Raw genomic sequence first — 22204 nt, forward strand, 5'->3', positions numbered from 1 at the left:
GCTTGCCAGCGATGAGGCCCGTAAGCCTTGCAGCGCCCAGAGGGACGCCATCGCCAGCAAGCCGGCTCCTACAGTTTGGGTGTTGCACCCAAAATGGGTGGGCAACGACATACCTGTAGGAGCTGGCTTGCCAGCGATGAGGCCCGCAAGCCTTGCAGCACCCAGAGGGACGCCATCGCCAGCAAGCCGGCTCCTACAGTTTGGGGGTTGCACACAAAATGGGTGGACGACTACATACCTGTGGGAGCTGGCTTGCCAGCGAAGGCGTCCATACAGGCAACGCAGGACTCAAGGACGCCTTCGCGGGCAAGCCCGACGCCTACAGGGACCGTGTCGCTGAAGGGGTCGGCTTCTTTGCCACAAGACGGGGAATCCGCCGCGCCAGCGCCGGGATACGCAGCGTCAACAACAACGCACCTATAGAGGCATACACCGTCCACTCCTTCAGGTCTGCCCGCACGATCCACAACATGTGCAGCAACCCCAGGCCGAGAACCACATACACCAGGCGGTGCAGCTTCTTCCAGCGCGCGCCCAGGCGGCGCTGGCTATAACGGTTCGACGTCACGGAAAGCGCCAGGAGACAGAGAAAGCCCAAGGTGCCGACAATGATGTAGGGCCGCTTGCGCAACTCGACACCCAGCTGCGACCAATCCAGCCCCAGGACAAACACCAGGTACGCCGCCAGATGCAGCACCACATAGGCGAAACACCACAATCCCAACTGGCGCCGCACCGCGATCCAGCCCGGCCAGCCGCTCAACTTCTGCAACGGTGTCATGCCGAGGGTGATCAGCAACAGGATCAGCGTACCCAGGCCCAGCCGGTCGACCAGCACCTTTCCCGGATCCGGCCCAAGGGCAAAGATCCACGCCTGATACAACCAGAGCAACGGCCAGATCGCCGCCGCGATAAAGACGCCCACACGCCAGAATGGATAGCGCATCAGTAGTTCTTCCGCAGGTCCAGGCCGGTATACAAGGAAGCGACTTCATCCGAGTAGCCGTTGAACATCTGCGTCTCGCGCACATTCGGACTGAACAGGCCACTAGGCAACCGACGCTCGCGGGCCTGGGTCCAGCGCGGATGATCGACCGTCGGGTTCACGTTGGCATAGAAGCCGTACTCATCCGAAGCGATGCTCTGCCAGGTGGTTTTCGGCTGTTCCGTCACCAGGCTGATGCGCACGATGGACTTGACGCTCTTGAAGCCGTACTTCCACGGCACCACGAGACGCAACGGCGCGCCGTTCTGATTCGGCAACTCCCGCCCGTACATGCCCACGGCCAGAATCGCCAGCGGGTTCATCGCCTCATCCAGACGCAAGCCCTCGACATAAGGCCAGTCGATCAGGGCAAAACCGGAGCGCTGCCCCGGCATGCTCTTGGGATCCTGCAGGGTTTCAAAGCGAATGTACCTGGCCTTGGAGGTCGGCTCGACCTGCTTGAGCAACGCAGAGATCGGAAAGCCGATCCAGGGGATCACCATCGACCAGGCTTCGACACAACGCAGGCGATAGATCCGCTCTTCCAGCTGATAAGGCTTCATGAAGTCTTCGAGGGCATAACGTCCGGGCTTGCCGACCTCGCCGTCGATCACCACCGACCAGGGTTCGGTTTTCAGCGATCCGGCATTCTGCGCCGGATCGCCCTTGTCGGTCCCGAACTCATAGAAGTTGTTGTAGTGCGTCGCGTCCTTGTACGGGGTGATCGCTTCATCCTTGACCGTCACGGCGCCCCAGCGGGTATCCGGCAGCTTGCCGGCAAACCAGGACGGCGCATTCCCTGCTTCCACATCGGCGTAGCGCGCCGCCTCGGCCGCACTGGCCCAACGCGGCAGACTGCCGAGCGCCAACCCGGCCAGCGAACTGCCGAGCACGGCACGACGGGAAAGATAGAGTGACTCGGGGGTGACTTCCGACTCCTTGGAGTCGGAAGTCCTGGAAAGCTTGATCAGCATGGCAACTCCGCAGTATTGGACGACTGATGCACCAATAGACTACGGAGTGTAAGGGAAATTACATCACTCGACGCTTTTGTGGCGACGCAGGTGCAGCAGGTACTGGACAGGGCCGGAAGCCGCATAGGCGAGGAAAATCAGCAGCAGGATCCGCGGCGGATCGCTGAACACCACGGCGAACACCAGCACCACGGCCAGGATCGCGACAAACGGCACACGCCCCTTGAGATCCAGCTCCTTGAAGCTGTTGTACTTGATGTTGCTGACCATCAGCATCCCGGCCGCCGCCACCAGCAGGGCCACCAGGAACGACATCTTCGATCCCTGGATACCGTAGTCGCTGAAGGCCCAGACCGTGCCGGCCACCACACCGGCCGCGGCCGGGCTGGCAAGACCGATGAAGTAACGCTTGTCCGCGGTCCCGACCTGGGTGTTGAAGCGCGCCAGGCGCAGGGCCGCACCCGCCACATAGATAAAGGCCACCATCCAGCCGACCTTGCCCATATCGCCCAGCGCCCAGCCGAAGGCCAGCAACGCCGGGGCCACGCCGAACGCGACCATGTCGGACAGCGAGTCATACTCGGCACCGAAGGCGCTCTGGGTATTGGTCATCCGCGCCACGCGCCCATCCAGCCCGTCGAGGACCATGGCGACGAAGATCGCGATCGCGGAAAACGCGAAATACTTGCTCGCCCCGGCGGGATCCCCCGCACTGGCAGCACTTTGCGCACTCATCGCACTGATGATCGCGTAGAAACCGGCGAACAGGTTCGCGGTGGTAAACAGATTCGGCAGCAGATAGATACCACGATGCCGGACTTTACGGCCTTCGGCGTCATGTCCTTCTTCGACATGCTCATCGATCGGCAGCAGGCTTTCGGCGTCAGGAGCCTGGTTCGGCTCTTCGGGACGTTCGCTCATGGACAGTACCTTGCAACGGTGAAAAAAATTCGACAGAGGTTCGCGGCCGGGGTTCGACCGCAAAACGATCCAGCTTTATACCAGAAGCGGCCCCCTAAACGAAAAAACGCGGCCGAGGCCGCGTTTTTCCAGACAGGCCCCGAACTCAGTTCTTGGCTTTGTCGACGATCTTGTTCGCACCGATCCAAGGCATCATCGAACGCAGTTGCTCACCGATGATCTCGATACCGTGGGCAGCGTTGTTACGACGCTTGGCAGTCATCGATGGGTAGCCGGTAGCACCTTCGCTGATGAACATCTTCGCGTACTCGCCGTCCTGGATGCGCTTCAGAGCGTTGCGCATGGCCTGGCGGGATTCGGCGTTGATGACTTCAGGGCCGGTCACGTACTCGCCGTATTCGGCGTTGTTGGAGATCGAGTAGTTCATGTTGGCGATACCGCCTTCGTACATGAGGTCAACGATCAGCTTCAGTTCGTGCAGGCATTCGAAGTAGGCCATTTCCGGCGCGTAGCCAGCTTCAACCAGGGTTTCGAAACCGGCTTTCACCAGCTCGACGGTACCGCCGCACAGAACGGCCTGTTCGCCGAACAGGTCGGTTTCGGTCTCGTCCTTGAAGGTGGTTTCGATGATGCCGGTACGACCGCCACCCACGCCGGCGGCGTAGGACAGTGCAACGTTCTTGGCGTTGCCCGAGGCGTCCTGGTAGATCGCGATCAGGTCAGGGATACCGCCGCCCTTGACGAATTCGGAACGCACGGTGTGGCCTGGAGCCTTCGGCGCGATCATGATCACGTCGAGGTCGGCGCGCGGCACAACCTGGTTGTAGTGGATCGCGAAGCCGTGGGAGAAGGCCAGGGTGGCGCCTTTCTTGATGTTCGGCTCGATTTCGTTCTTGTACAGCGCGGACTGGAACTCGTCCGGAGTCAGGATCATGACCAGGTCGGCGGCAGCAACGGCGGAAGCGACGTCGGTCACTTTCAGGCCGTGGGCTTCTGCCTTGGCAACAGTGGCCGACCCCTTGCGCAGGCCGACGGTAACGTCGACGCCGGAATCCTTCAGGTTGCAAGCTTGTGCGTGGCCCTGGGAGCCGTAACCGATAATCGCGACTTTCTTGCCCTGGATGATCGACAGGTCACAGTCTTTATCGTAGAAAACCTTCATGAAATACCCCTTTATATCCAGGCCATCAGGCCATTCGCTAAATTAAGTTAGATGCTCAGTACTTTGTCGCCACGGGCAATCCCGGTGACGCCACTACGCACGGTTTCCAGAATCGAGGCCGTCCCGATCGACTGGATGAAGCTGTCCAGCTTGTCGCTTGTACCGGTCAATTGCACGGTATAAACGCTGGCGCTCACATCAACGATCTGCCCGCGGTAAATATCGGTAGTCCGTTTTATCTCGGCGCGCTGGGCGCCAGTGGCCTTGACCTTGACCAGCATCAGTTCGCGCTCGATGTGAGCACTTTCCGACAGGTCGACCAGCTTGACCACTTCGATCAGTTTGTTCAGGTTCTTGGTGATCTGCTCGATGACTTCATCATGCCCCACGGTGGTCAGCGTCAGACGCGACAGGGTCGGGTCTTCGGTCGGGGCCACGGTCAGGCTTTCGATGTTGTAGTTGCGTTGCGAAAACAGACCAACCACACGAGACAGAGCGCCAGGTTCGTTTTCCAGAAGCAGGGAAATGATATGCCGCATGTTAGGTACGCTCCGTCTTGCTCAGCCACATATCGCGCATGGAGCCGTCTTTGATCTGCATCGGGTAGACGTGCTCGCTGGTATCGACCTGGATATCGAGGAACACCAGGCGATCCTTCATGGCGAACGCTTCTTCCATCTTCGGCTTCAAGTCTTTCAGATCCGTGATACGGATTCCGACGTGACCATAGGCCTCGACCAGCTTGACGAAGTCAGGCAGCGATTCCATGTACGAGTGCGAGTGACGGCTGCCGTAGCTCATGTCCTGCCACTGGCGAACCATGCCGAGCACACCGTTGTTCAGGCTGACGATCTTCACCGGCAGACCGTACTGCAGGCAGGTCGAAAGTTCCTGGATGTTCATCTGGATACTGCCTTCGCCGGTGACGCAGGCGACATCCACATCCGGGAAGCTCAACTTCACGCCCATGGCCGCCGGGAACCCGAAGCCCATGGTGCCCAGGCCGCCGGAGTTGATCCAGCGATTGGGCTTGTTGAACTTGTAGTACTGCGCCGCGAACATTTGGTGCTGGCCCACGTCGGAGGTCACGAAGGCATCGCCCTTGGTCACTTCGCACAGGGTTTCGATCACCGTCTGCGGCTTGATGATGCTGCCGTCGCCCTTATCATAAGGGAACAGGCCACGGTCACCGCGCCATTCGTCGATCTGCTTCCACCAGCTGGCGACCGACTCCTTGTTCGGAGTCTCGCCGATTTCCTTGAGGGCCGCGACCATCTCGGTCAGCACGCTCTCCACCGGACCCACGATAGGCACGTCTGCCTTGATGGTCTTGGAGATCGATGCCGGATCGATGTCGATATGGATGATCTTGGCGTTCGGGCAGAACTTCGGTGCACCGTTGATGACACGGTCGTCGAAGCGCGCACCGACGGCCAGGATCACATCGGCGTGGTGCATGGCCAGGTTGGCGGTGTAGCTGCCGTGCATGCCGAGCATGCCGACGAACTGACGGTCGGTGCCAGGGTAGGCGCCGAGCCCCATCAGGGTGTTGGTCACCGGCAGGTTGAGCAGCTTGGCCAGTTCGGTCAAGGGTGCGGAACCGCCGCCGAGGATCACGCCGCCGCCCGAGTAGAGCACCGGACGCTTGGCAGCCAGGAGCATTTCGGCCGCCTTGCGGATCTGGCCGGAGTGACCGCGTACAGCCGGGCTGTAGGAACGCAGCTTGGCTTTTTTCGGGAAGATGTATTCGAACTTCTCGGCCGGGTTGGTCATGTCTTTCGGGATATCGACAACGACAGGACCAGGGCGGCCGGACTGCGCCAGGTAGAACGCCTTCTTCATGACTTCCGGGATTTCCGAGGCGTGCTTGATCATGAAGCTGTGCTTCACGATCGGCCGGGAGATACCGATCATGTCGGTTTCCTGGAACGCATCGGTACCGACCAGGGTGCTTGGCACCTGACCGGAGATGATCACCATCGGAATGGAGTCCATGTACGCCGTGGCGATACCGGTGATGGCGTTGGTTGCGCCGGGACCGGAAGTCACCAGCACCACGCCGGCCTTGCCGGTGGCACGGGCATAGCCGTCAGCCATATGGGTAGCGGCCTGCTCGTGACGAACCAGGATGTGGGTCACTTCCGGTTCTTTGAACAGGGCATCGTAGACATGAAGAAGAGCACCACCCGGGTACCCGTAGATATATTTGACGCCTTCGTCACGCAAAAAGCGGACGAGCATCTCACCGCCAGATAAAAGCTCCACGTTGTTCACCTCTAAAACGCCAGAATACCGTCCACAAACGCTGGAGACGGGTCTTAATAGGTTTACTTCTCGGCAGAGCATGAGCGACGGTGGTCGCCGACTACGTCAGCACTGACTGAGCAAGTATTGGGAGTGCCCCAAGTGTTGCGGGGGTTTCCCACCCAGCGCGAGGTAACGCGTTGCGGGTGTAACAGGTCGGCGCGGATGTGCGCCTCATGATCTGCCGAGTGGGTCTGCTTCTGGCAGTCCCTCTACAGCGGACTTTGGATTGTTCTGATTCGCCTCGCTCAAGTCAAGTCATCTGTGCGCTTTCTTCGAACTAAGCGCATGAGAAAGCAGAAGAAAACCTTTCCTGAAGGAATGTGCTAGGTTGCTGATTGAACCGCCTGAGAAGGAAACCTGATGCGTACGAGCATTCTCATAGGCAGCCTGCTGTTTGCCGTGAGCCCCCTGTGCCTGGCCGCCCCGATCTACAAATGGGTCGATGCCCAGGGCGTCACTCATTTCGACGCCCAGCCACCACCGGGACAGACAGCGACCGTGGTCACGCCGGCAATCGGTACGCCACCCCCGCCACCGCCCAGGCCCGAGGTCCCGGCCAGCACACCGGTGGGCGATCAGAAAGCCGTGGATGCCAAGGTCAGGAAACAGGTGGCCGAGCGAGACGCCACGCTCAAGGTGTTCTGCGACAAGGCGCGGACCAATCTGGCGCAATTGCAGAACGATCCGCGGGTGCGCGAGGAAGTGAACGGAGAACTGCGGCGCCTGACCGAGGAAGAACGGCAGACCCGGCTGCTTGAAACGCGCAAGGCGATTGAAGAGAACTGTTCCTGAGTCTTGTGGCGAGGGGCAAGCCCCCTCGCCGCATCCACGCGCTCAGGCTCAGCGCGACTCGCTGATCAATTGATCGAACTGCGCCAGCAGCGCCTGCAACGTCCTGCCCTGCCCCGGACGCTGGGCGTAGACCATCTCGGCCATGGCCAGGATGCCCGAGGCAGCCGGCAGCGGCAGATCCTGTTCGAGGATGCTCTTCATCCTCGGCAGGAAGATCCATTGCAACCATTGCTCGAACTCCAGCGTGTCGACGCTGAAAGGCTCGACGCTGGCCAGCGCCTGCGCACTGGGCGGCTCCTCGTCCCACCAGCCCTGGATACGCAGTTCACGCTCGATCAGCAACAACTGGTCGGCAATCAACAGGAAACGATCATCCATCAGAGGCTGACCTTGGCCTTCTGCCGCGCCAATGCCGCACCGGCCGCATCACCCTGCTTTTCCCGTGCCTGGGCAATCAGGCCCCAGAGACTGGCTTGCAGATCCGGACGGCCATTGGCAAAGCTCAGGCCGCGACGGGCCAACTGCTCGGCTTGCGGGGCATCGCCCTGGGCCATGCGGACCTGCGCCAGGCGATAGAGCACCTGCGGTTCACGCGGCGCGACGCGCTGGGCACGCTCCAGGCTCGACGAGGCACCGTTGAGGTCACCGCTGGACTGTTGCTGCTGAGCCGTGGTCAGCAGCGCCAGGACCGGGCCATCCAGTTGCTCGTCCGCCGACAGGCCGCCGGCATTGCCCGAGGGCACGCCGCTGGGCGCTACCTGGCTCGGCATGGTGTAGCCGCCCTGGTTGATCGACGACGTCTGGATCGGCGCACTGTCCACCGGACCCGGGGTAATCGGCCCGGACGTGGAAGGACCCGGTGTCCAGGGCTCGCTGCTGATCGGCGCGGAAGTCGCCGCGCCACCGCCCGGAACCATCACCACCACGCCGGAATCCTGCGGAACGGCCTGGGCCTGGTTCGGCACGGCGCGCTTGATGGTGGTCTGGCGGAAACCGCCGGTGGCGGAAATCCGATCGTTGTTGGACACGGCTGTCCCGGAATCGACTACCGGGATCGAACCATGGGGCACGCTCGAGCAACCGTTGAGCAAAGCCAGAGCCGTAAAAGCTGGAAACCACCACTTGTTCACTTCAAACCCTCTTCGCTTAATTCAACCAGCCCTTGACCCAATCCATCACTTCGGTGGCCGGCGCGGGCGCCGCACCACCGCAAGCCGTACCTGGCGCAGGTTCACTGCCGCGAATATACGGCATCTGCACCGCGCCCGGGCAATTGGCATCGGAGCCCTGCCCGGTATGCGGATCGATCCAGGCCTGAACAATATTATCCGGTTGTGGCATGTCCAGCGGCAGCGGATCGGCTTTCTTCATGAAACTGGTCCAGACCTGCAAGGCCCCGGTCGCACCGGTAAACGGCGTCTTGCCGTTGTCGTCACGGCCCAGCCAGACCACCGCCAGCAGATCCTGGCTGAAACCGGAGAACCAGCTGTCACGGGAGTCGTTACTGGTGCCGGACTTACCCGCCAATGTCAGGGTCTTGGGCAGGACATTGTAGGCACTGGCCCCGGTCCCCTCGCGCATCACTCGCTGCATCGCCGCCTGGATCAGGTAGATCGAGCCCGCATCGAAGCGCTGCTGGATCTGGAACGGATAACGCTTGAGCGGTTCGCCCTCGGCCGTCAGCACGCTGCGGATACCACGCATCGGCGTGTTGAAGCCACCGTTGGCGATGGTCTGGTACATGGTCGCCACTTCAATCGGGGTCATGCCGCCAGCGCCCAGCAGTATTGCCGGATAAGCCGGGAACTCACGGGTGATGCCCAGTCGGGCAACCGTCTTGAGCACGTTCGGCACGCCGACTTCCAGGCCGAGGCGCGCCGTCGACAGGTTGTAGGAATGCGCCAGGCCCTGGTACAGGAAAATCGTGCCATGGGAGCGACGGTCGAAGTTCTGCGGTTTCCAGACCTGACCATCCGCGCCCTTCACCGAAAACGCTTCGTCCGACAGCCAACTGGTCAGGGTGTACTGGCTCGGTTTCTCCAGCGCGGTCAGATACACCGCCGGCTTGATCAGCGAGCCGATATTGCGCACCGCATCCAGCGCGCGGTTGAAACCGGCGAAACCGGGTTGACGGCTACCGATCATGGCCTGGACTTCACCGGTTTCCGGATTGGTCACCACCATCGCCGCCTCGACATCCTCCGAACCCTTGCGCCCGGCCAGGCGCTTGAAGGTTTCATTGACCGAGGCTTCGGCCTTCATCTGCAGGATCGGGTCGAAGCTGGTGAAAATCCGCAGCCCCTCCTCGGTCAAGTCTTCGTCGCGATAGTCTTCACGCAACTGGCGCTTGACCAGATCGAGGAAGCCGGGGAACGAGCTGTCGGCCAGGCTGCCGCGCTTGGTCACGCCCAGCGGCATCTTCTTCGCCGCCTCGACCTGTTCGACTGGTACCACGCCCTGCTGCGCCAGCAGATCGAGCACCAGGTTACGCCGTTCGAGGGCACGATCCGGGTAACGTCGTGGGTTGTAGTAGGACGGGCCCTTGACCATGCCCACCAGCAACGCGACCTGGTGCAGCTTCAATTCGGACAACGGCTGGCTGAAGAAGAACTGGCTCGCCAGGCCGAAACCGTGCACGGCGCGCTGACCGTCCTGACCGATAAAGACCTCGTTGAGATAAGCCTCGAGGATCTCCTTCTTGTCGTAATGCAGTTCCAGCAGCAAGGCCATCATGGCCTCGGTGAGCTTGCGGCTCAGGCTGCGTTCGTTGGTCAGGAAGAAGTTCTTCACCAACTGCTGGGTCAAGGTACTGCCGCCCTGGCGCATCTGGCCGGCCGAGGTATTGACCCAGATCGCCCGGGCAATCGACTTCGGCGAGACGCCGAAGTGATGATAGAAATCCCGATCCTCGACGGTCACCAGGGTATCGAGCAGATACGGCGGCACCTGATCGATCTTGATCAGGATCCGGTCCTCGAGGTTTTTCGGGTACAGGCCGCCGATCAGCAGTGGCTCAAGACGCACCACCGAGAGCTTCGAGCCGTTGAGCGCCGACAACTCGGCGACATAGTCGCCGGAGAACCGCACGCGCACCGGCTGCGCCGCTTCCATGCCCTCGTAGAACTGGAAGCCACGGGTGTTCAGGTCGACCGTGTTGCCATTGACCGCCGCCGCTCCCGGACCGTTGATCACCGCTTCACGGCGATAGCCCAGGGCATCGAGTTCGGTGAGGAAGTCTTCCTTGCTCAGCTTCTGGCCGACGAACAGCTCCAGCGGCCGGGCATAGACCTTGGCCGGGATGGTCCAGCGCTTGCCGGAGAACTTCTCCTGCACCACGGCATCGAGGTAGACGGCGAAGCCGGCCAGCACCACGAGGCCGACCAGACTGAGCTTGAGCGCCCAGCCGAGCCAGGGACGAAGGCCGCCGGACGGAGGTTTGGGTTTGGAGCGAGGGGATCGGGTACGAGTCATGGGCGCGGATTATACGCACTTTATTCATGATCAACATGCACGCTCCGGCGGTTTGCAGCACCCGCCCGAGCAGCCATAATGGCGCCCTCGAATTTTCCGACCTCTGAAGGATCGCCCGTGAGCCAGTCCCTGATCGCCGCCCTGCAAAATCCGGCCCTGTACCCCCATCCGGTAGATGGGTTCCAGCTCATCGAGACCCATATTTCCTGGGTTCTGCTCACCGGGTCCTATGCCTACAAGATCAAGAAGCCGGTCAACTTCGGCTTTCTCGACTTCACCGAGCTGTCCGGCCGCGAGCACTTCTGCAATGAAGAACTGCGCCTCAACCAGCGCCTGACCGACGACCTGTACCTGGAAGTCCTGCCGATCACCGGCACGGTCGACGCCCCGCAACTGGGCGGCGACGGCCCGGCCATCGAATACGTGCTGAAAATGCGCCAGTTCCCGCAAAGCCAGCTGCTCAGCACCTTGCAGGCCAATGGTGAACTGACCGCCCGGCATATCGACGAGATGGCGCAGCAGATCGCCCGTTTCCACCAGACCGCTCCCGAAGTGCCGAAAGAGCACTACCAGGGCACGCCGGAAGCGGTCATGGACCCGGTCCGACAGAACTTCGAACAGATTCGCCCGTTCCTGCAGGACAAGGCCGACCTGCTGCAACTCGACGCCCTGCAAGCCTGGGCCGAGACCAGCTTCGAGCGCCTCAAGCCGCTGTTCGCCCAGCGCAAGGCCGCAGGCTTCACCCGTGAATGCCATGGCGATATCCACCTGGGCAACGCCACCGTCATCGACGGCAAGGTAGTGATCTTCGACTGCATCGAGTTCAACGAACCGTTCCGTTTCACCGACGTCTACGCCGACACCGGTTTCCTCGCCATGGACCTGGAAGACCGCGGCCTCAAGAGCCTGGCCCGACGCTTCGTCAGCCAGTACCTGGAACTGACCGGCGACTACCAGGGCCTGGAAGTGCTGAACTTCTACAAGGCCTACCGTGCCCTGGTCCGCGCCAAGGTCGCGCTGTTCAGCATGCCGGCCGACGCCACCGCCGTACAACGGGCGACCACCCTGCGCCAGTACCGCAACTACGCCAACCTGGCGGAAAGCTACAGCACCATCCCCTCGCGCTTCCTGGCCATTACCCATGGCGTGTCCGCGGTCGGCAAGAGCCACGTGGCCATGCGCATGGTCGAGGCCCTGGGCGCGGTCCGCCTGCGTTCCGATGTCGAGCGCAAGCGCCTGTTCGGCGAGCAACAGGGCACCCAGGCGGTCGGCGACGGTATCTACAGCCAGGACGCCAGCGCACGGACCTATCAGCGCCTGCATGAAATCGCCGACATCATCCTGCGCGCCGGTTTCCCGGTGGTGATCGATGCCACCTACCTCAAGCGCGAACAGCGCGACGCCGCCGCCAAAGTTGCCGAAGCCACCGGCGCACCCTGCCTGATCCTCGATTGCGACGCGCCCCAGGCCGTCATCGAAAGCTGGCTGGCCCAACGCCAGGCCGACGCCCTCGACCCTTCCGATGCGACCCTGGAAGTCATCGCCACCCAACAAGCCAACCGCGAAGCCCTGGGAGCCGATGAAATCCTGCGGACCAAACGCGTGCAGACCAACGAGAGCGGCAGCCTCGACACCCTGATCGCGCAGATTCGCCTGCGCCTGCCAGGTCTGTAAAAAACTATTTCAGCCGTGAAGCGGCAATTGCTTCACGGCTGAAACATAGTGGCATTATACTGGCGTCATAAATCCAACAGGAGACGTTCCATGAGCCACCCCAAGCTTCTCGACTCCGCCTTGTTCGCCTTGCTGCACAAGGATGACATTGCCGGCTTCAATAAAGCCCGTCCCAAGGACGGCCCGATCGACATGCGTGGTGGCGACTTCCGCGGTCTCGACCTGCGTGAACTGAACGCCGACGGGGTCGACTTCACCGACGCCTACTTCCGCTCCGCCGACCTGCGCGGCGTGGACTTCCAGAACGCCATACTGGAAGGCGCCAGCGTCGCCCACGCACAGATCTCCGGTGCCTACTTTCCGCCACGACTGAAAGCGGCCGAGATCCTCATGTCCGTGCAGTTCGGCACGCGTCTGCGCTACGACCCGGAGTAACCGCTCCGGCTTGAGGTAGCGGCTGCAAACGCTGAAGTCCGGTACCGATTGCCGCCCAGGACAGCGGCAGGCATGGCTTTTCCCCCTCCTCCCGACTGGCTCGAAAGTGCCAGGCCCGCGCAGCCCGTGGCTTGGGCTTAGAAGCTTTTGCGCACAAGCCGACCAAAGAACCACGCTTTTCCTACTGACCGCTACACTCTTTTCAGGCTTGCCTACTCTCGTCAACGCAGCGTTCGGCCATCGCAAGGAGGCTTGATGAACGATGAACTGCAACACCTGAAGAACCTTGGCAAGACGTCGGCGCAATGGCTGCACGCTGTGGGTATCCACAGCGCATCGGATTTGCGTCGATTAGGGGCAGTGGATGCCTATCGTGCAGTAAGAACCCGCGGATTCAGAGCCTCGAAAGTGCTGTTGTACGCCATCGAGGGCGCGCTGATGGACATTCACTGGAATGACATCCCGCTGGAGCGCAAAGAAGCCTTGAATAAACAACTGGAAGCGATATCGTCACGGCATAAAAATTGATTGTGCAGGTTTGTCATGTATCTACTCGGGGAGCAACCGGCGTACGCCGATGAATTGATCAATCGGCTGCAGAGCATTCCCGCTCGACTGCTTGAAGGTCTGCCGCCCTGCGGCGCGGCCATCGAGTTCGAACAGACCCAGGACCTCTCATCCCGGCTGGCCGACGATCAACTCTTTCTGATCGATAGCGGCCTGCTGCATGCGCGTGTCGACGAGCGTCCGCTGTTCTACCTGCAGGAAGGCGACCTGGTGGGTTTGCGCCAGGGCATCGACTGGCCGCGCTGCCTGCTGAGCAGTGATGGCCCGCTGCGCCTGCTGCCGTATCGGCGCCGCGAAGTGTTCCAGCATATCTATGCCGATGAAGCCCGCAGCGAACTGCTGCTGCGCTATCTCGTGGGCCAGACCGCCCTCCTGTCGGACGCGGTCACCCGCCTCAAGCAGCCGGAGTTCCGTAGCAGCAATGGCTTCCAGCAGGTCGCGGTCGGTGAAGTGCTGATCCGCCAGGGTGACGATGCCGACCATGTCTTCATCATCATCGACGGACATGCCGAAGCCTTTGTCGACGGTCACAAGGTCGGTGACGTCCCCAAGGACGAGATATTTGGTGCCATGGCGGTGTTCACCGGCGAGAAACGCAGCGCCAGCGTGATCGCCAGCCAGCCGTGCACGGTCATGCTGATTCCCAAGGAGCAGTTCCTCAACCTGACCCAGAGCAATCCGCGTATCGCCCATAGCCTGATCGAGAGCATGGCGCGGCGGATCGATCTGCTGAACAAGGAAGTCACGCGGCTGAACACTGCCGCCCAGCAAGGCTGAATAGCCCGCCAGGCACTGGCGACGGACGGTCGGGAAAAACTTGTTGACTTAGAAATGAGAATCGTTATGATTATCACAACTGATCGCGAGATCGGTTGGATTTTCTGGAAGGCCCTTGGTTCGGACTCTCAGATTATCTCCTCATCAGGCTAATCACGGTTATTGACCCGGCTTTTTGCCGGGTCTTTTTTTTGCCCGGAAAAAGCTCATTTGCGGCCACGCCGTTTCGTCGGCGGCGCAGCCGACCATTCCAACTGTGCCAGCAGTTCATCCAGCAACCCTGAAGCGCCCAGGCGCAGGTGGTCGGCGTCGACCCAGTCCGCGCCGAAACGGGCCTTCGCCAAATCGATGTAGGTTCGCGCGTCGTCGAAGGTACGAATCCCACCCGCCGCCTTCAAGCCCACCAGCCCGCCCCGCTCCGCGATGGCTTCGAGCATGATCCGCGCCGCCTGCTCCGTGGCGTTGATCAGGACCTTGCCGGTACTGGTCTTGAGAAAGTCGGCGCCGGCGGCAATCGCGTCCTGGCTGGCCTGGCGAATCATCTGCGGGTCGCGTAGCTCGCCGGTTTCCAGGATCACCTTGAGCCGGGCCCGCCCCGCGCACAATTCGCGACAGGCCGAGACCATGGTCTTGCCTGTCTGCGTATCGCCCATCAGCAGCGAACGATAGGGATAGACCAGATCCACCTCGTTAGCGCCCGCCTTGAGCACCGCCTCCGTTTCCGAGACCGCCGACGCCACGTTCGGTCCACCGTAGGGAAAGTTGACCACCGTGGCCACGCGAATCGTCGATGCGCCGAGCCTGTCCAGGGTCTTGCGGGCCAGGGTCACGAACTGCGGGAAGACACAGACCGCCGCCACGGGCCCGAAAGGCGTCAAGGCCCGCTGGCACAGCGAGATGACCCGCTCGGCATCGTCATCATTGCTCAGAGAGGTCAGGTCGAGCAGGCCGATAGCCTGACGCGCCAGTTGCTGATCCGCCTGATTAATCTGCTTCATGTTTGCTCCCACATCCGATCATTGCATCAACGTGACAAACATCCGGGGCTGAAATCCTCGGACGACGCGGAGTGCGCGTTGCCGACACAATAAAGGACTCATTCGGACGAAATCACAGCGAGCCAAAGACAAAGACCCGGACTACATGAGAACGGGAGGATTCTCTGTGTAACCGGGTGAATTGACCGACACCAGCCGAGCAGGCCGGCGACCGTTTCAGCGCGCGATGATCAGCGGATGCCCCCGCTCAGGATGCGGCAGCACCAGCACTTCCAGGCCGAACACGGCTTTCAGCATGTCGGGCCGCAGGACCCGTTCAGGGCATTCGAGGGCGTACGGGCGGCCCTTTTCCAGGAGTAACAGGCGGTCGCAGTAACGCGCGGCCAGGTTCAGGTCATGCAGGATGATCAGCACCGCGGCGCCCCGGTCGGCGAACTCGCGAATCGCCTGCAAGGTGGTGTGCTGATGCAACGGATCGAGCATCGAGGTCGGCTCATCGAGCAGCAGGGTCTGCCCGCGGTGTCCCGGCCAGAGCTGGGCCAGTACCCGCGCCAGATGCACGCGCTGGCGCTCGCCGCCGGACAGCGCCAGGTAACTGCGCCCGGCCAGGTGCCCGGCATCGGCGGCCTGCAACGCCGCGACAACGATTTCCTGGTCGCGCAGTTGTCCGGTCTGGTGCGGCAGGCGGCCCATGCCCACTACCTCCTCGACCCTGAAGGCGAAATCCAGCGTCGACGTCTGGGGCAATACGGCCAGGCGCCGGGCCCGTTCCGCGCCCTGCCAGCGCGCCAGGGGTTGTTTGTCCAGCCAGACGTCGCCCTGGCTCGGCACCAGTTCCCCGCTCAAGGCGCCGAGCAGGGTGCTCTTGCCTGCACCGTTGGGCCCGAGCACGCCGAGCACCTCGCCCGGTTTGAGCTCAAGATCGATATCCGTCAGCACGGTCTGCTGGCCACGCCGGATCTGCAGGTTTTGCGCACGCAACATCAGGCACGTCCCCGCAACAGGAGATAGAGGAAGAACGGCGCACCGAGAAAGGCGGTGACAATGCCGATCGGCAGTTCCGCCGGGGCCAGCGCCAGACGCGCCACCAGATCCGCGAACAACAGCAGGCTGGCACCCGCCAGAACGGAGGCCGGCAGCAATACCCGATGATCCGGCCCGGCCAACAGCCGCACCAGGTGCGGGACCACCAGCCCGATAAAGCCGATCATGCCGGCTGCCGCCACTGCCGCGCCGACACCCAGCGCCGTACAGAGCACCAGCTCGCGCTTGAGCCCTTCGACATCGATGCCCAGGTGACTGGCCTCCGACTCACCGAGCAACAGCGCGTTCAGGGCCCTGGCCCGCCGCGGCAACCACAACGCCACCGCCGCGGTCACCAGCAGCAACGGCCACAGCCGTGCGTAGCTGGCGCCGTTGAGGCTGCCCAGGTTCCAGAAGGTCAGGGTGCGCAAGGTCGCATCGTCGGCCAGGTAGGTGAAGAGCCCCACGGCCGAACTGGCCAGGGCGGTCAGGGCAATCCCAGCGAGCAGCATGATCGCGACACTGGTCTGGCCGTTGCGCCGGCCGAGCCGATAGACCAGTGCCGTCACCCCAAGGCCGCCGAGAAAGGCGCACAGCGATAGCAGATAAGGCCCCAGCGCTTCAGGCAGCCCACCGAACGCTGCCCCACCGACGATGGCGATTGCCGCCCCAAGCGCGGCACCGCTGGAAACCCCCACCAGGCCGGGATCGGCCAGCGGATTGCGAAACAGCCCCTGCATCGCCACCCCGGACAGCGCCAGCACGCCGCCCACGGCCAGCCCCAGCAGGGTGCGCGGCAAGCGAATCTGTCCGAGGATCAGTTCCGCCTGCTCCAGTCCTTCGGCGGGCACTGGCAGGCCCAGCAAGCGCAGGGCCGCACGCAGGGTATCGACCAGCGGCAGGCTGACCGGCCCCAATGCCAGGGACAGCCAGACCGCCAGCACGCACAGCAGGCTCAAGCCGATAAACAGGGCACGGGGTTTGACCAGGGTGGTCATGGCGCGGTCGGCGCCGTCGGATAGAACTCACCGGCCAGGGTTTTCAGGGCTTGCGGCAGTCGCGGGCCGAGGCCGCCGACCAGCAAGGTCGGGTCGAGTTCGAAGACCCGCCCGGCCTTCGCGGCGCGGGTCGAAGCCAGGATCGGATTTTCCTTCATCAGTGCCTGGCGAGCCGCCTCGCCCGTCAGGCTGCGGTCGGCGAAGACCAGGACTTCGGGATTCAACCCGGCCAGGGCTTCGACGGAAAACGGCTTGTAGCCGCTGTGGGTCGCCAGGTTGTGACCGCCCGCCCGTGTCAGCAGCCAGTCGGCCGCGGTGTCCTTGCCGGCGATCAGCGGTTTGCCGCCGGCATGCCCGAGCAACAGCAGCACGCCCGGCGCCGACTGCTTGTCTTGCGCCTCTCTGACCCAGGCCTGCTGCTGGTCGAGTTGCTGCTGGTAGCCCTGGAACAACTGCCCGGCCTGCGCCTCGTTACCCAGCAACTTGCCCAGGTGCTGCAGATTGCCTTGCAGCGTTGGCAGGTCGGCTTCGGCGGAGAACAGTTCCACCTGCACCCCGGCATTGCGGATCTGCGCCAACACCGGTGGCGGGCCCATTTCCTCGGTGCCGACCAGGATCTGCGGACGCAGGCTGAGGATGCCTTCAGCCGACAACTGCCGCTGATAACCGATGCTCGGCAGGGCCTTGAGGGTCTCGGGATGCTGGCTGGTGGTATCGACGCCGACCAGTTTTGCCTCACCGCCCAGCACACTGACCCACTCGGACAGCGCACCGCCGGCGCTGACCCAGCGTTGCGGCAACTCGCCGGCCAGCGTGGCATGGCTGAGCGCAAGCCCGGCTCCAAGTGCAATCAGGCGGGAACTCAGGCGCATAGACGAATTTCCTTCGAAGGGTTGATCAAACAAGCGACAGGATCAGGGTGACGGGTAAGATACCGCCCCAGGGCAATTATCTATTTGATAATTATTTGCATTTGAACGTCAAGCCAAGACACGCCCTGTCACAGGTTTCGTTCAGCTCCATCAGCCGCCATACTTCTTCCTTATTAAAGGCAAGGCGGGCTGCCAAAGGATCAGCATGAAGTTTCTCTGCGCGTCACAGATGCTCGCCGACAACAGCAGCCGTGGTTTCGAAGTGGATGGTCGGCCATTACTGGCGGTACGCCGCGAGGGACGGGTGTATCTCTATCAGAATCGCTGCCCGCACCGGGGCATTGCCCTGGAATGGCAACCCGACCAGTTTCTCGATGCCAGTGCCAGCCTGATCCAGTGCGCCACCCATGGCGCACTGTTCCTTATCGAAAGCGGCGAATGCGTGGCCGGGCCTTGTGTCGGGCAGTCGCTGCTGGCACTGCCCTGTCGGGAAGATGCCGAGGGCATCTGGGTCCAGGCCTGAGCCTTCAGAGCAGTACCGGCAAACGCCGATCGATCCGCACTTGCTCGGCGCTGAGGCTGACACCGTAGGCAAGCACTTCGACACCCGCGGCCACGGCTTCCAGCAGCGCATCGGCATAGGCCGGATCGATCTCCCGCGCCGGTCGCACCGCCTCGATTCCCGTCAGGTTCACGCAGTACAGCTGCACCGCCCGCACGCCCTCCCGGGCCAGGGCGGCCAGTTCGCGCAGATGCTTGGCCCCGCGCTGGGTGACCGCGTCCGGAAACGCCGCGACGGCGGTCCCGTCAAACCCGAGGGTGACGCTTTTCACCTCGACGAACGCCGACCCCGTCGGGTAATCCAGGCGAAAGTCGATCCGGCTGTTTTCCTGACCGTAAGCGACCTCGCGCTTGAGCCCGGTAAAGCCGTTGAGCTCGATGATCAGTCCGGCGCGCAAGGCCTCTTCAACCAACTGGTTAGCCCGCGCCGTGTTGACGCACGCCAGCCGCCCCTGCGGGGTCTCGCCTATTTCCCAGGTGCCGGGCAACTTGCGCTTGGGGTCGTTGGAGCGGCTGAACCAGACCTGTCCCCCTTCAACCATGCAGTTGAGCATCGAGCCGGTGTTCGGGCAGTGGATCGTCAGCCGTTCGCCAGTGGTGGTTTCGATATCCGCCAGGAACCGCTTGTAGCGCTTGATCAGCCGCCCTTCTTCGAGTGCAGGAGAAAAACGCATCAGCCTTGCCAGCTCCGCAGGCCGCGGGCAATCCGCTCCACCGCTTCCTGCAGGCGCGGCAGGCTCTGGGTGTAGGCGAAACGCACATGGTGACTGGCCAGGTGATGACCGAAATCCAGTCCCGGGGTGAACGCCACATGCTCGGTTTCGAGGAAATGCCGGCAGAACGCGAACGCATCGCCGCCAAACGCGCTGACATCCGCGTACAGGTAGAAGGCACCCTCAGGCTCCACCGCAATCCCGAAGCCCAACTCACGCAACGCCGGCAGGAGGAAATCCCGCCGCCGGCCGAATTCGGCCCGACGCTCTTCGAGGATGCTCAGGGTCCGCGGCTCGAAGCAGGCCAGGGCAGCGTGCTGGGCCATGCTCGGCGCGCTGATGTAGAGGTTCTGGGCCAGCTTCTCCAGATCGGCCACGGCTTCCGGCGGGGCTACCAGCCAACCCAGGCGCCAACCGGTCATGCCGAAATATTTGGAAAAACTATTGAGGACGAAGGCACTGTCATCGACTTCCAGCACACTGGCGGCGTCGCAGCCATACGTCAGGCCGTGATAGATCTCATCGACCACCAGATGCCCCTTGCGCGCCTTGATCGCCTTCGACAGCCCCGTCAGTTCGTCGCGGCTCAGCAGGGTGCCGGTCGGGTTGGCCGGTGATGCGACCAGGGCGCCGACGCTGTCTTCGTTCCAATGCCGATCCACCAGTTCGGCGGTCAGTTGATAACGCACATCCGGTCCGACCGGTACTAACTGTGCCGCACCTTCCACCAGGCGCAGGAAATGACGATTGCACGGGTAGCCGGGGTCGGCCAGGAGCCAGTGTTTGCCCGGATCCACCAGCAGGCTGCTGGTCAGCAGCAACGCCCCGGAACCGCCGGGGGTGACCAGGATGCGTTGCGGGTCGACGCTCACGCCATACCGCTGCTGGTAGAAACCGGCGATCGCCTCGCGCAGCTCCGGCAGGCCGCGCGCCGCGGTGTAGCGGGTCTTGCCGGCAGCCAGGGCAGCCTGGCCGGCCTGGATGATCGGCTCGGCCGTGGTGAAGTCCGGCTCGCCGATCTCGAGGTGGATCACATCGTGCCCGGCCGCCTGCAGCTCATTGGCACGCGCCAGCAGGGCCATCACGTGGAACGGTTCGATCGCGCGGCTGCGCGCACTGTAGGGCTGAGCCATTAGCCTTCCTTGATTGGGGTGGGCAAAATTCGATTCTACCCAACCTCGCTCCCCCGGGAACCTTTAAAAACATCCTCGACGCCACGCTTACCCCAGGTCAAAGCAATACGACGCCGCGCCCAGGATTGACTAAAATGAAGATTCAACCATCCCGTCGATCGGCCCGTCACGGCCCTGAAACCACCGTGAAACCTGTCGGCGCGATACTTGCCGACGAAGGTCCCGTCGAAGATCGCCGGAAACTGCCGGGGCCGGCCCGCATCTCAAGGCTCGACAACCGGGAGTAGCGCGCCCCGATTCGATCTGGTAAGTTCGCCCGCTTGCAGCCGCAGGGCCGGCAGGTGTCGGTGATGTTGAAATCCTGCGCAATGGATTAGAAGAGTAGAGGCGGTCCATTCATGCCCACCCAAGCAAAGCAGCAAAGCACTGAGCAAAAGATCAGCGGCTTCGAACCCTATGTTGAAGGCAAGGGCGAGGAGTACATGGGCGAGCCCATGCGCAAGCACTTCACCAAGATCCTGCAGAAGTGGAAGCAGGACCTGATGCAGGAAGTCGACCGCACCGTTGACCACATGAAAGACGAAGCGGCCAACTTTCCTGATCCCGCCGACCGCGCCAGCCAGGAAGAGGAATTCAGCCTCGAACTGCGTGCCCGCGACCGCGAGCGCAAGCTGATCAAGAAAATCGACAAGACCCTGCAGCTCATCGAAGACGAAGAGTATGGCTGGTGCGAGTCCTGCGGCGTCGAGATCGGCATCCGCCGGCTGGAAGCCCGACCGACCGCCGATATGTGCGTCGACTGCAAGACCCTTGCGGAGATCAAGGAAAAACAGGTCGGCAAGTAATCCATGCCGGACTGAACGAACGGAGCGTGCGAACGCTCCGTTTTCGTTTCTGCGTTTCCTGGCGCTGCCCTCCACGGATCCAGTACCCTGCGACTTATGACTGCCATCACCGCTTCGCCCGCCTATATCGGACGCTTCGCCCCCACGCCCAGCGGACACCTGCACTTCGGCTCGCTGGTCGCGGCACTCGCCTCCTACCTGGATGCCCGCTCGGTCGGCGGCCGCTGGCTGCTGCGCATGGAAGACCTCGATCCGCCACGGGAGGCCCCCGGCGCCCAGGCCGCGATCCTCGACGCCCTGGAACGCTACGGCTTCGAGTGGGATGGCGAAATGATCCGCCAGAGCGACCGTCATGACGCCTACGCCCAGGTGCTCGATCGCCTGTTCAGCCAGGGGCTGGCCTACGCCTGCACCTGCTCGCGCAAGGAGCTGGAAGCCTATGACGGGATCTATCCCGGCCTGTGCCGCAACCTCGGGCACGACATCGACAACGCCGCCATTCGCCTGCGGGTCCCGGAACTGATCTACCGCTTCCAGGACCGGGTCCAGGGCGAGTTCCACCAGCACCTGGGGCGCGAGGCCGGCGACTTCGTGATCCGTCGCCGCGATGGGCTGTATGCCTACCAACTGGCGGTGGTGCTCGACGATGCCTGGCAGGGCGTGACCGATATCGTGCGCGGTGCCGACCTGCTGGACTCGACACCACGCCAGCTCTACCTGCAGGAATTGCTGGGCCTGCCGCAGCCGCGTTACCTGCATGTCCCGCTGATCATCCAGCCGGACGGCAACAAGCTCGGCAAGTCCTACCGTTCCCCGCCACTGACCAGCGATCAGGCCACGCCGTTGCTGATGCGGGCCCTGCGTACACTGGGGCAGACACCACCCGCCGCACTGGAACAGGGCACGCCCAGGGAAGTGCTCGACTGGGGAATCCGCCATTGGGATGCCACACTGATTCCCAGGGTCGCCACCCTGGCCGAAGCGCAATTGCACTGA

Annotated in this window: 23 protein-coding genes; 8 read left to right on the forward strand and 15 right to left on the reverse strand. The window is 62.6% G+C overall.

The features are described from left to right. Positions 1-319 precede the first annotated feature (319 nt). From msrQ to HX881_RS18525, 6 genes are all read right to left on the reverse strand, one after another. Positions 320-946: a protein-methionine-sulfoxide reductase heme-binding subunit MsrQ gene (msrQ, locus tag HX881_RS18500; RefSeq protein WP_177085886.1), complete on the reverse strand. Its 627-nt coding sequence runs from the start codon at positions 944-946 to the stop codon at positions 320-322. Next, positions 946-1959, reverse strand: coding sequence for a protein-methionine-sulfoxide reductase catalytic subunit MsrP (msrP, locus tag HX881_RS18505; protein WP_017126853.1), 1014 nt, complete (start codon positions 1957-1959; stop codon positions 946-948). The genes msrQ and msrP overlap by 1 nt, the downstream gene beginning before the upstream one ends. A 63-nt stretch (positions 1960-2022) precedes the next feature. Further along, on the reverse strand, positions 2023-2880 hold the full coding sequence (pssA, locus tag HX881_RS18510) for a CDP-diacylglycerol--serine O-phosphatidyltransferase (protein ID WP_017126852.1): 858 nt from the start codon (positions 2878-2880) through the stop codon (positions 2023-2025). A 145-nt stretch (positions 2881-3025) separates the two neighbouring features. Beyond that, positions 3026-4042 (reverse strand): ketol-acid reductoisomerase, encoded by a 1017-nt coding sequence (ilvC, locus tag HX881_RS18515; protein WP_003185459.1) that lies wholly within the window; start codon positions 4040-4042, stop codon positions 3026-3028. A 47-nt stretch (positions 4043-4089) separates the two neighbouring features. Beyond that, positions 4090-4581, reverse strand: coding sequence for an acetolactate synthase small subunit (gene ilvN, locus HX881_RS18520; protein ID WP_003176102.1), 492 nt, complete (start codon positions 4579-4581; stop codon positions 4090-4092). 1 nt (position 4582) lies between these two features. Further along, on the reverse strand, positions 4583-6307 hold the full coding sequence (locus HX881_RS18525) for an acetolactate synthase 3 large subunit (RefSeq protein WP_042935595.1): 1725 nt from the start codon (positions 6305-6307) through the stop codon (positions 4583-4585). Between the two features lie 402 nt (positions 6308-6709). Here HX881_RS18525 and HX881_RS18530 point away from each other — a divergent pair, with 402 nt between their 5' ends. Continuing rightward, entirely contained in the window at positions 6710-7141 is a 432-nt protein-coding gene (locus HX881_RS18530) for a DUF4124 domain-containing protein (protein ID WP_017126850.1), read from the forward strand. Between the two features lie 48 nt (positions 7142-7189). On the opposite strand, the gene HX881_RS18535 is transcribed toward HX881_RS18530, so the two are convergent. From HX881_RS18535 to mrcB, 3 genes are read right to left on the reverse strand one after another with little or no spacing between them, the layout of a single operon-like run. Beyond that, positions 7190-7519, reverse strand: coding sequence for a YqcC family protein (locus HX881_RS18535; protein ID WP_017126849.1), 330 nt, complete (start codon positions 7517-7519; stop codon positions 7190-7192). Then, entirely contained in the window at positions 7519-8271 is a 753-nt protein-coding gene (locus tag HX881_RS18540) for a tetratricopeptide repeat protein (protein WP_042935551.1), read from the reverse strand. The genes HX881_RS18535 and HX881_RS18540 overlap by 1 nt, the downstream gene beginning before the upstream one ends. Before the next feature lie 16 nt (positions 8272-8287). Further along, on the reverse strand, positions 8288-10612 hold the full coding sequence (gene mrcB, locus HX881_RS18545; protein ID WP_177085888.1) for a penicillin-binding protein 1B: 2325 nt from the start codon (positions 10610-10612) through the stop codon (positions 8288-8290). 117 nt (positions 10613-10729) lie between these two features. Between mrcB and HX881_RS18550 the strand changes: the two genes are divergently transcribed. The 4 genes from HX881_RS18550 (at position 10730) to HX881_RS18565 (ending at position 14065) form a co-directional block, all read left to right on the forward strand. Then, positions 10730-12286: an AAA family ATPase gene (locus tag HX881_RS18550; protein ID WP_177085890.1), complete on the forward strand. Its 1557-nt coding sequence runs from the start codon at positions 10730-10732 to the stop codon at positions 12284-12286. A 90-nt stretch (positions 12287-12376) separates the two neighbouring features. Further along, positions 12377-12721, forward strand: a complete 345-nt coding sequence (locus HX881_RS18555; protein ID WP_017126845.1) for a pentapeptide repeat-containing protein — start codon at positions 12377-12379, stop codon at positions 12719-12721. 255 nt (positions 12722-12976) lie between these two features. Next, a complete protein-coding gene (locus HX881_RS18560) occupies positions 12977-13249 on the forward strand; it encodes a TfoX/Sxy family protein (protein WP_010444127.1) in 273 nt (90 codons plus the stop codon). 15 nt (positions 13250-13264) lie between these two features. Next, complete coding sequence (locus HX881_RS18565; RefSeq protein ID WP_017126844.1) at positions 13265-14065, forward strand: Crp/Fnr family transcriptional regulator; 801 nt, start codon at positions 13265-13267, stop codon at positions 14063-14065. Between the two features lie 206 nt (positions 14066-14271). Here the strand turns inward: HX881_RS18565 and deoC are convergent, their stop codons facing one another. The 4 genes from deoC to HX881_RS18585 form a co-directional block, all read right to left on the reverse strand. Continuing rightward, positions 14272-15063, reverse strand: coding sequence for a deoxyribose-phosphate aldolase (gene deoC / locus HX881_RS18570; RefSeq protein WP_177085892.1), 792 nt, complete (start codon positions 15061-15063; stop codon positions 14272-14274). A 216-nt stretch (positions 15064-15279) separates the two neighbouring features. After that, positions 15280-16047, reverse strand: a complete 768-nt coding sequence (locus tag HX881_RS18575) for a heme ABC transporter ATP-binding protein (protein ID WP_177085894.1) — start codon at positions 16045-16047, stop codon at positions 15280-15282. Beyond that, positions 16047-17030 carry a FecCD family ABC transporter permease gene (locus HX881_RS18580; protein WP_177085954.1) on the reverse strand — a complete coding sequence of 328 codons (984 nt, stop codon included), beginning with the start codon at positions 17028-17030 and terminating at the stop codon, positions 16047-16049. The genes HX881_RS18575 and HX881_RS18580 overlap by 1 nt, the downstream gene beginning before the upstream one ends. Before the next feature lie 50 nt (positions 17031-17080). After that, positions 17081-17956 carry a heme/hemin ABC transporter substrate-binding protein gene (locus tag HX881_RS18585; protein WP_177085896.1) on the reverse strand — a complete coding sequence of 292 codons (876 nt, stop codon included), beginning with the start codon at positions 17954-17956 and terminating at the stop codon, positions 17081-17083. A gap of 205 nt (positions 17957-18161) precedes the next feature. On the opposite strand from HX881_RS18585, the gene HX881_RS18590 reads away from it, so the two are divergent. Then, positions 18162-18479, forward strand: a complete 318-nt coding sequence (locus tag HX881_RS18590; protein WP_177085898.1) for a Rieske (2Fe-2S) protein — start codon at positions 18162-18164, stop codon at positions 18477-18479. 4 nt (positions 18480-18483) lie between these two features. Here HX881_RS18590 and sfsA read toward each other — a convergent pair whose 3' ends face one another. Together sfsA and HX881_RS18600 are read right to left on the reverse strand one after the other, a co-directional pair. Beyond that, positions 18484-19191: a DNA/RNA nuclease SfsA gene (gene sfsA, locus HX881_RS18595; protein ID WP_177085900.1), complete on the reverse strand. Its 708-nt coding sequence runs from the start codon at positions 19189-19191 to the stop codon at positions 18484-18486. Further along, positions 19191-20363: a pyridoxal phosphate-dependent aminotransferase gene (locus HX881_RS18600; protein WP_177085902.1), complete on the reverse strand. Its 1173-nt coding sequence runs from the start codon at positions 20361-20363 to the stop codon at positions 19191-19193. The genes sfsA and HX881_RS18600 overlap by 1 nt, the downstream gene beginning before the upstream one ends. Before the next feature lie 398 nt (positions 20364-20761). On the opposite strand from HX881_RS18600, the gene dksA reads away from it, so the two are divergent. Together dksA and gluQRS are read left to right on the forward strand one after the other, a co-directional pair. Next, entirely contained in the window at positions 20762-21208 is a 447-nt protein-coding gene (gene dksA, locus HX881_RS18605; RefSeq protein WP_017126836.1) for an RNA polymerase-binding protein DksA, read from the forward strand. Between the two features lie 96 nt (positions 21209-21304). After that, positions 21305-22204, forward strand: coding sequence for a tRNA glutamyl-Q(34) synthetase GluQRS (gluQRS, locus tag HX881_RS18610; protein WP_177085904.1), 900 nt, complete (start codon positions 21305-21307; stop codon positions 22202-22204).

It is taken from the genome of Pseudomonas gingeri (assembly GCF_013386115.1).
GTDB lineage: Bacteria > Pseudomonadota > Gammaproteobacteria > Pseudomonadales > Pseudomonadaceae > Aquipseudomonas > Aquipseudomonas gingeri.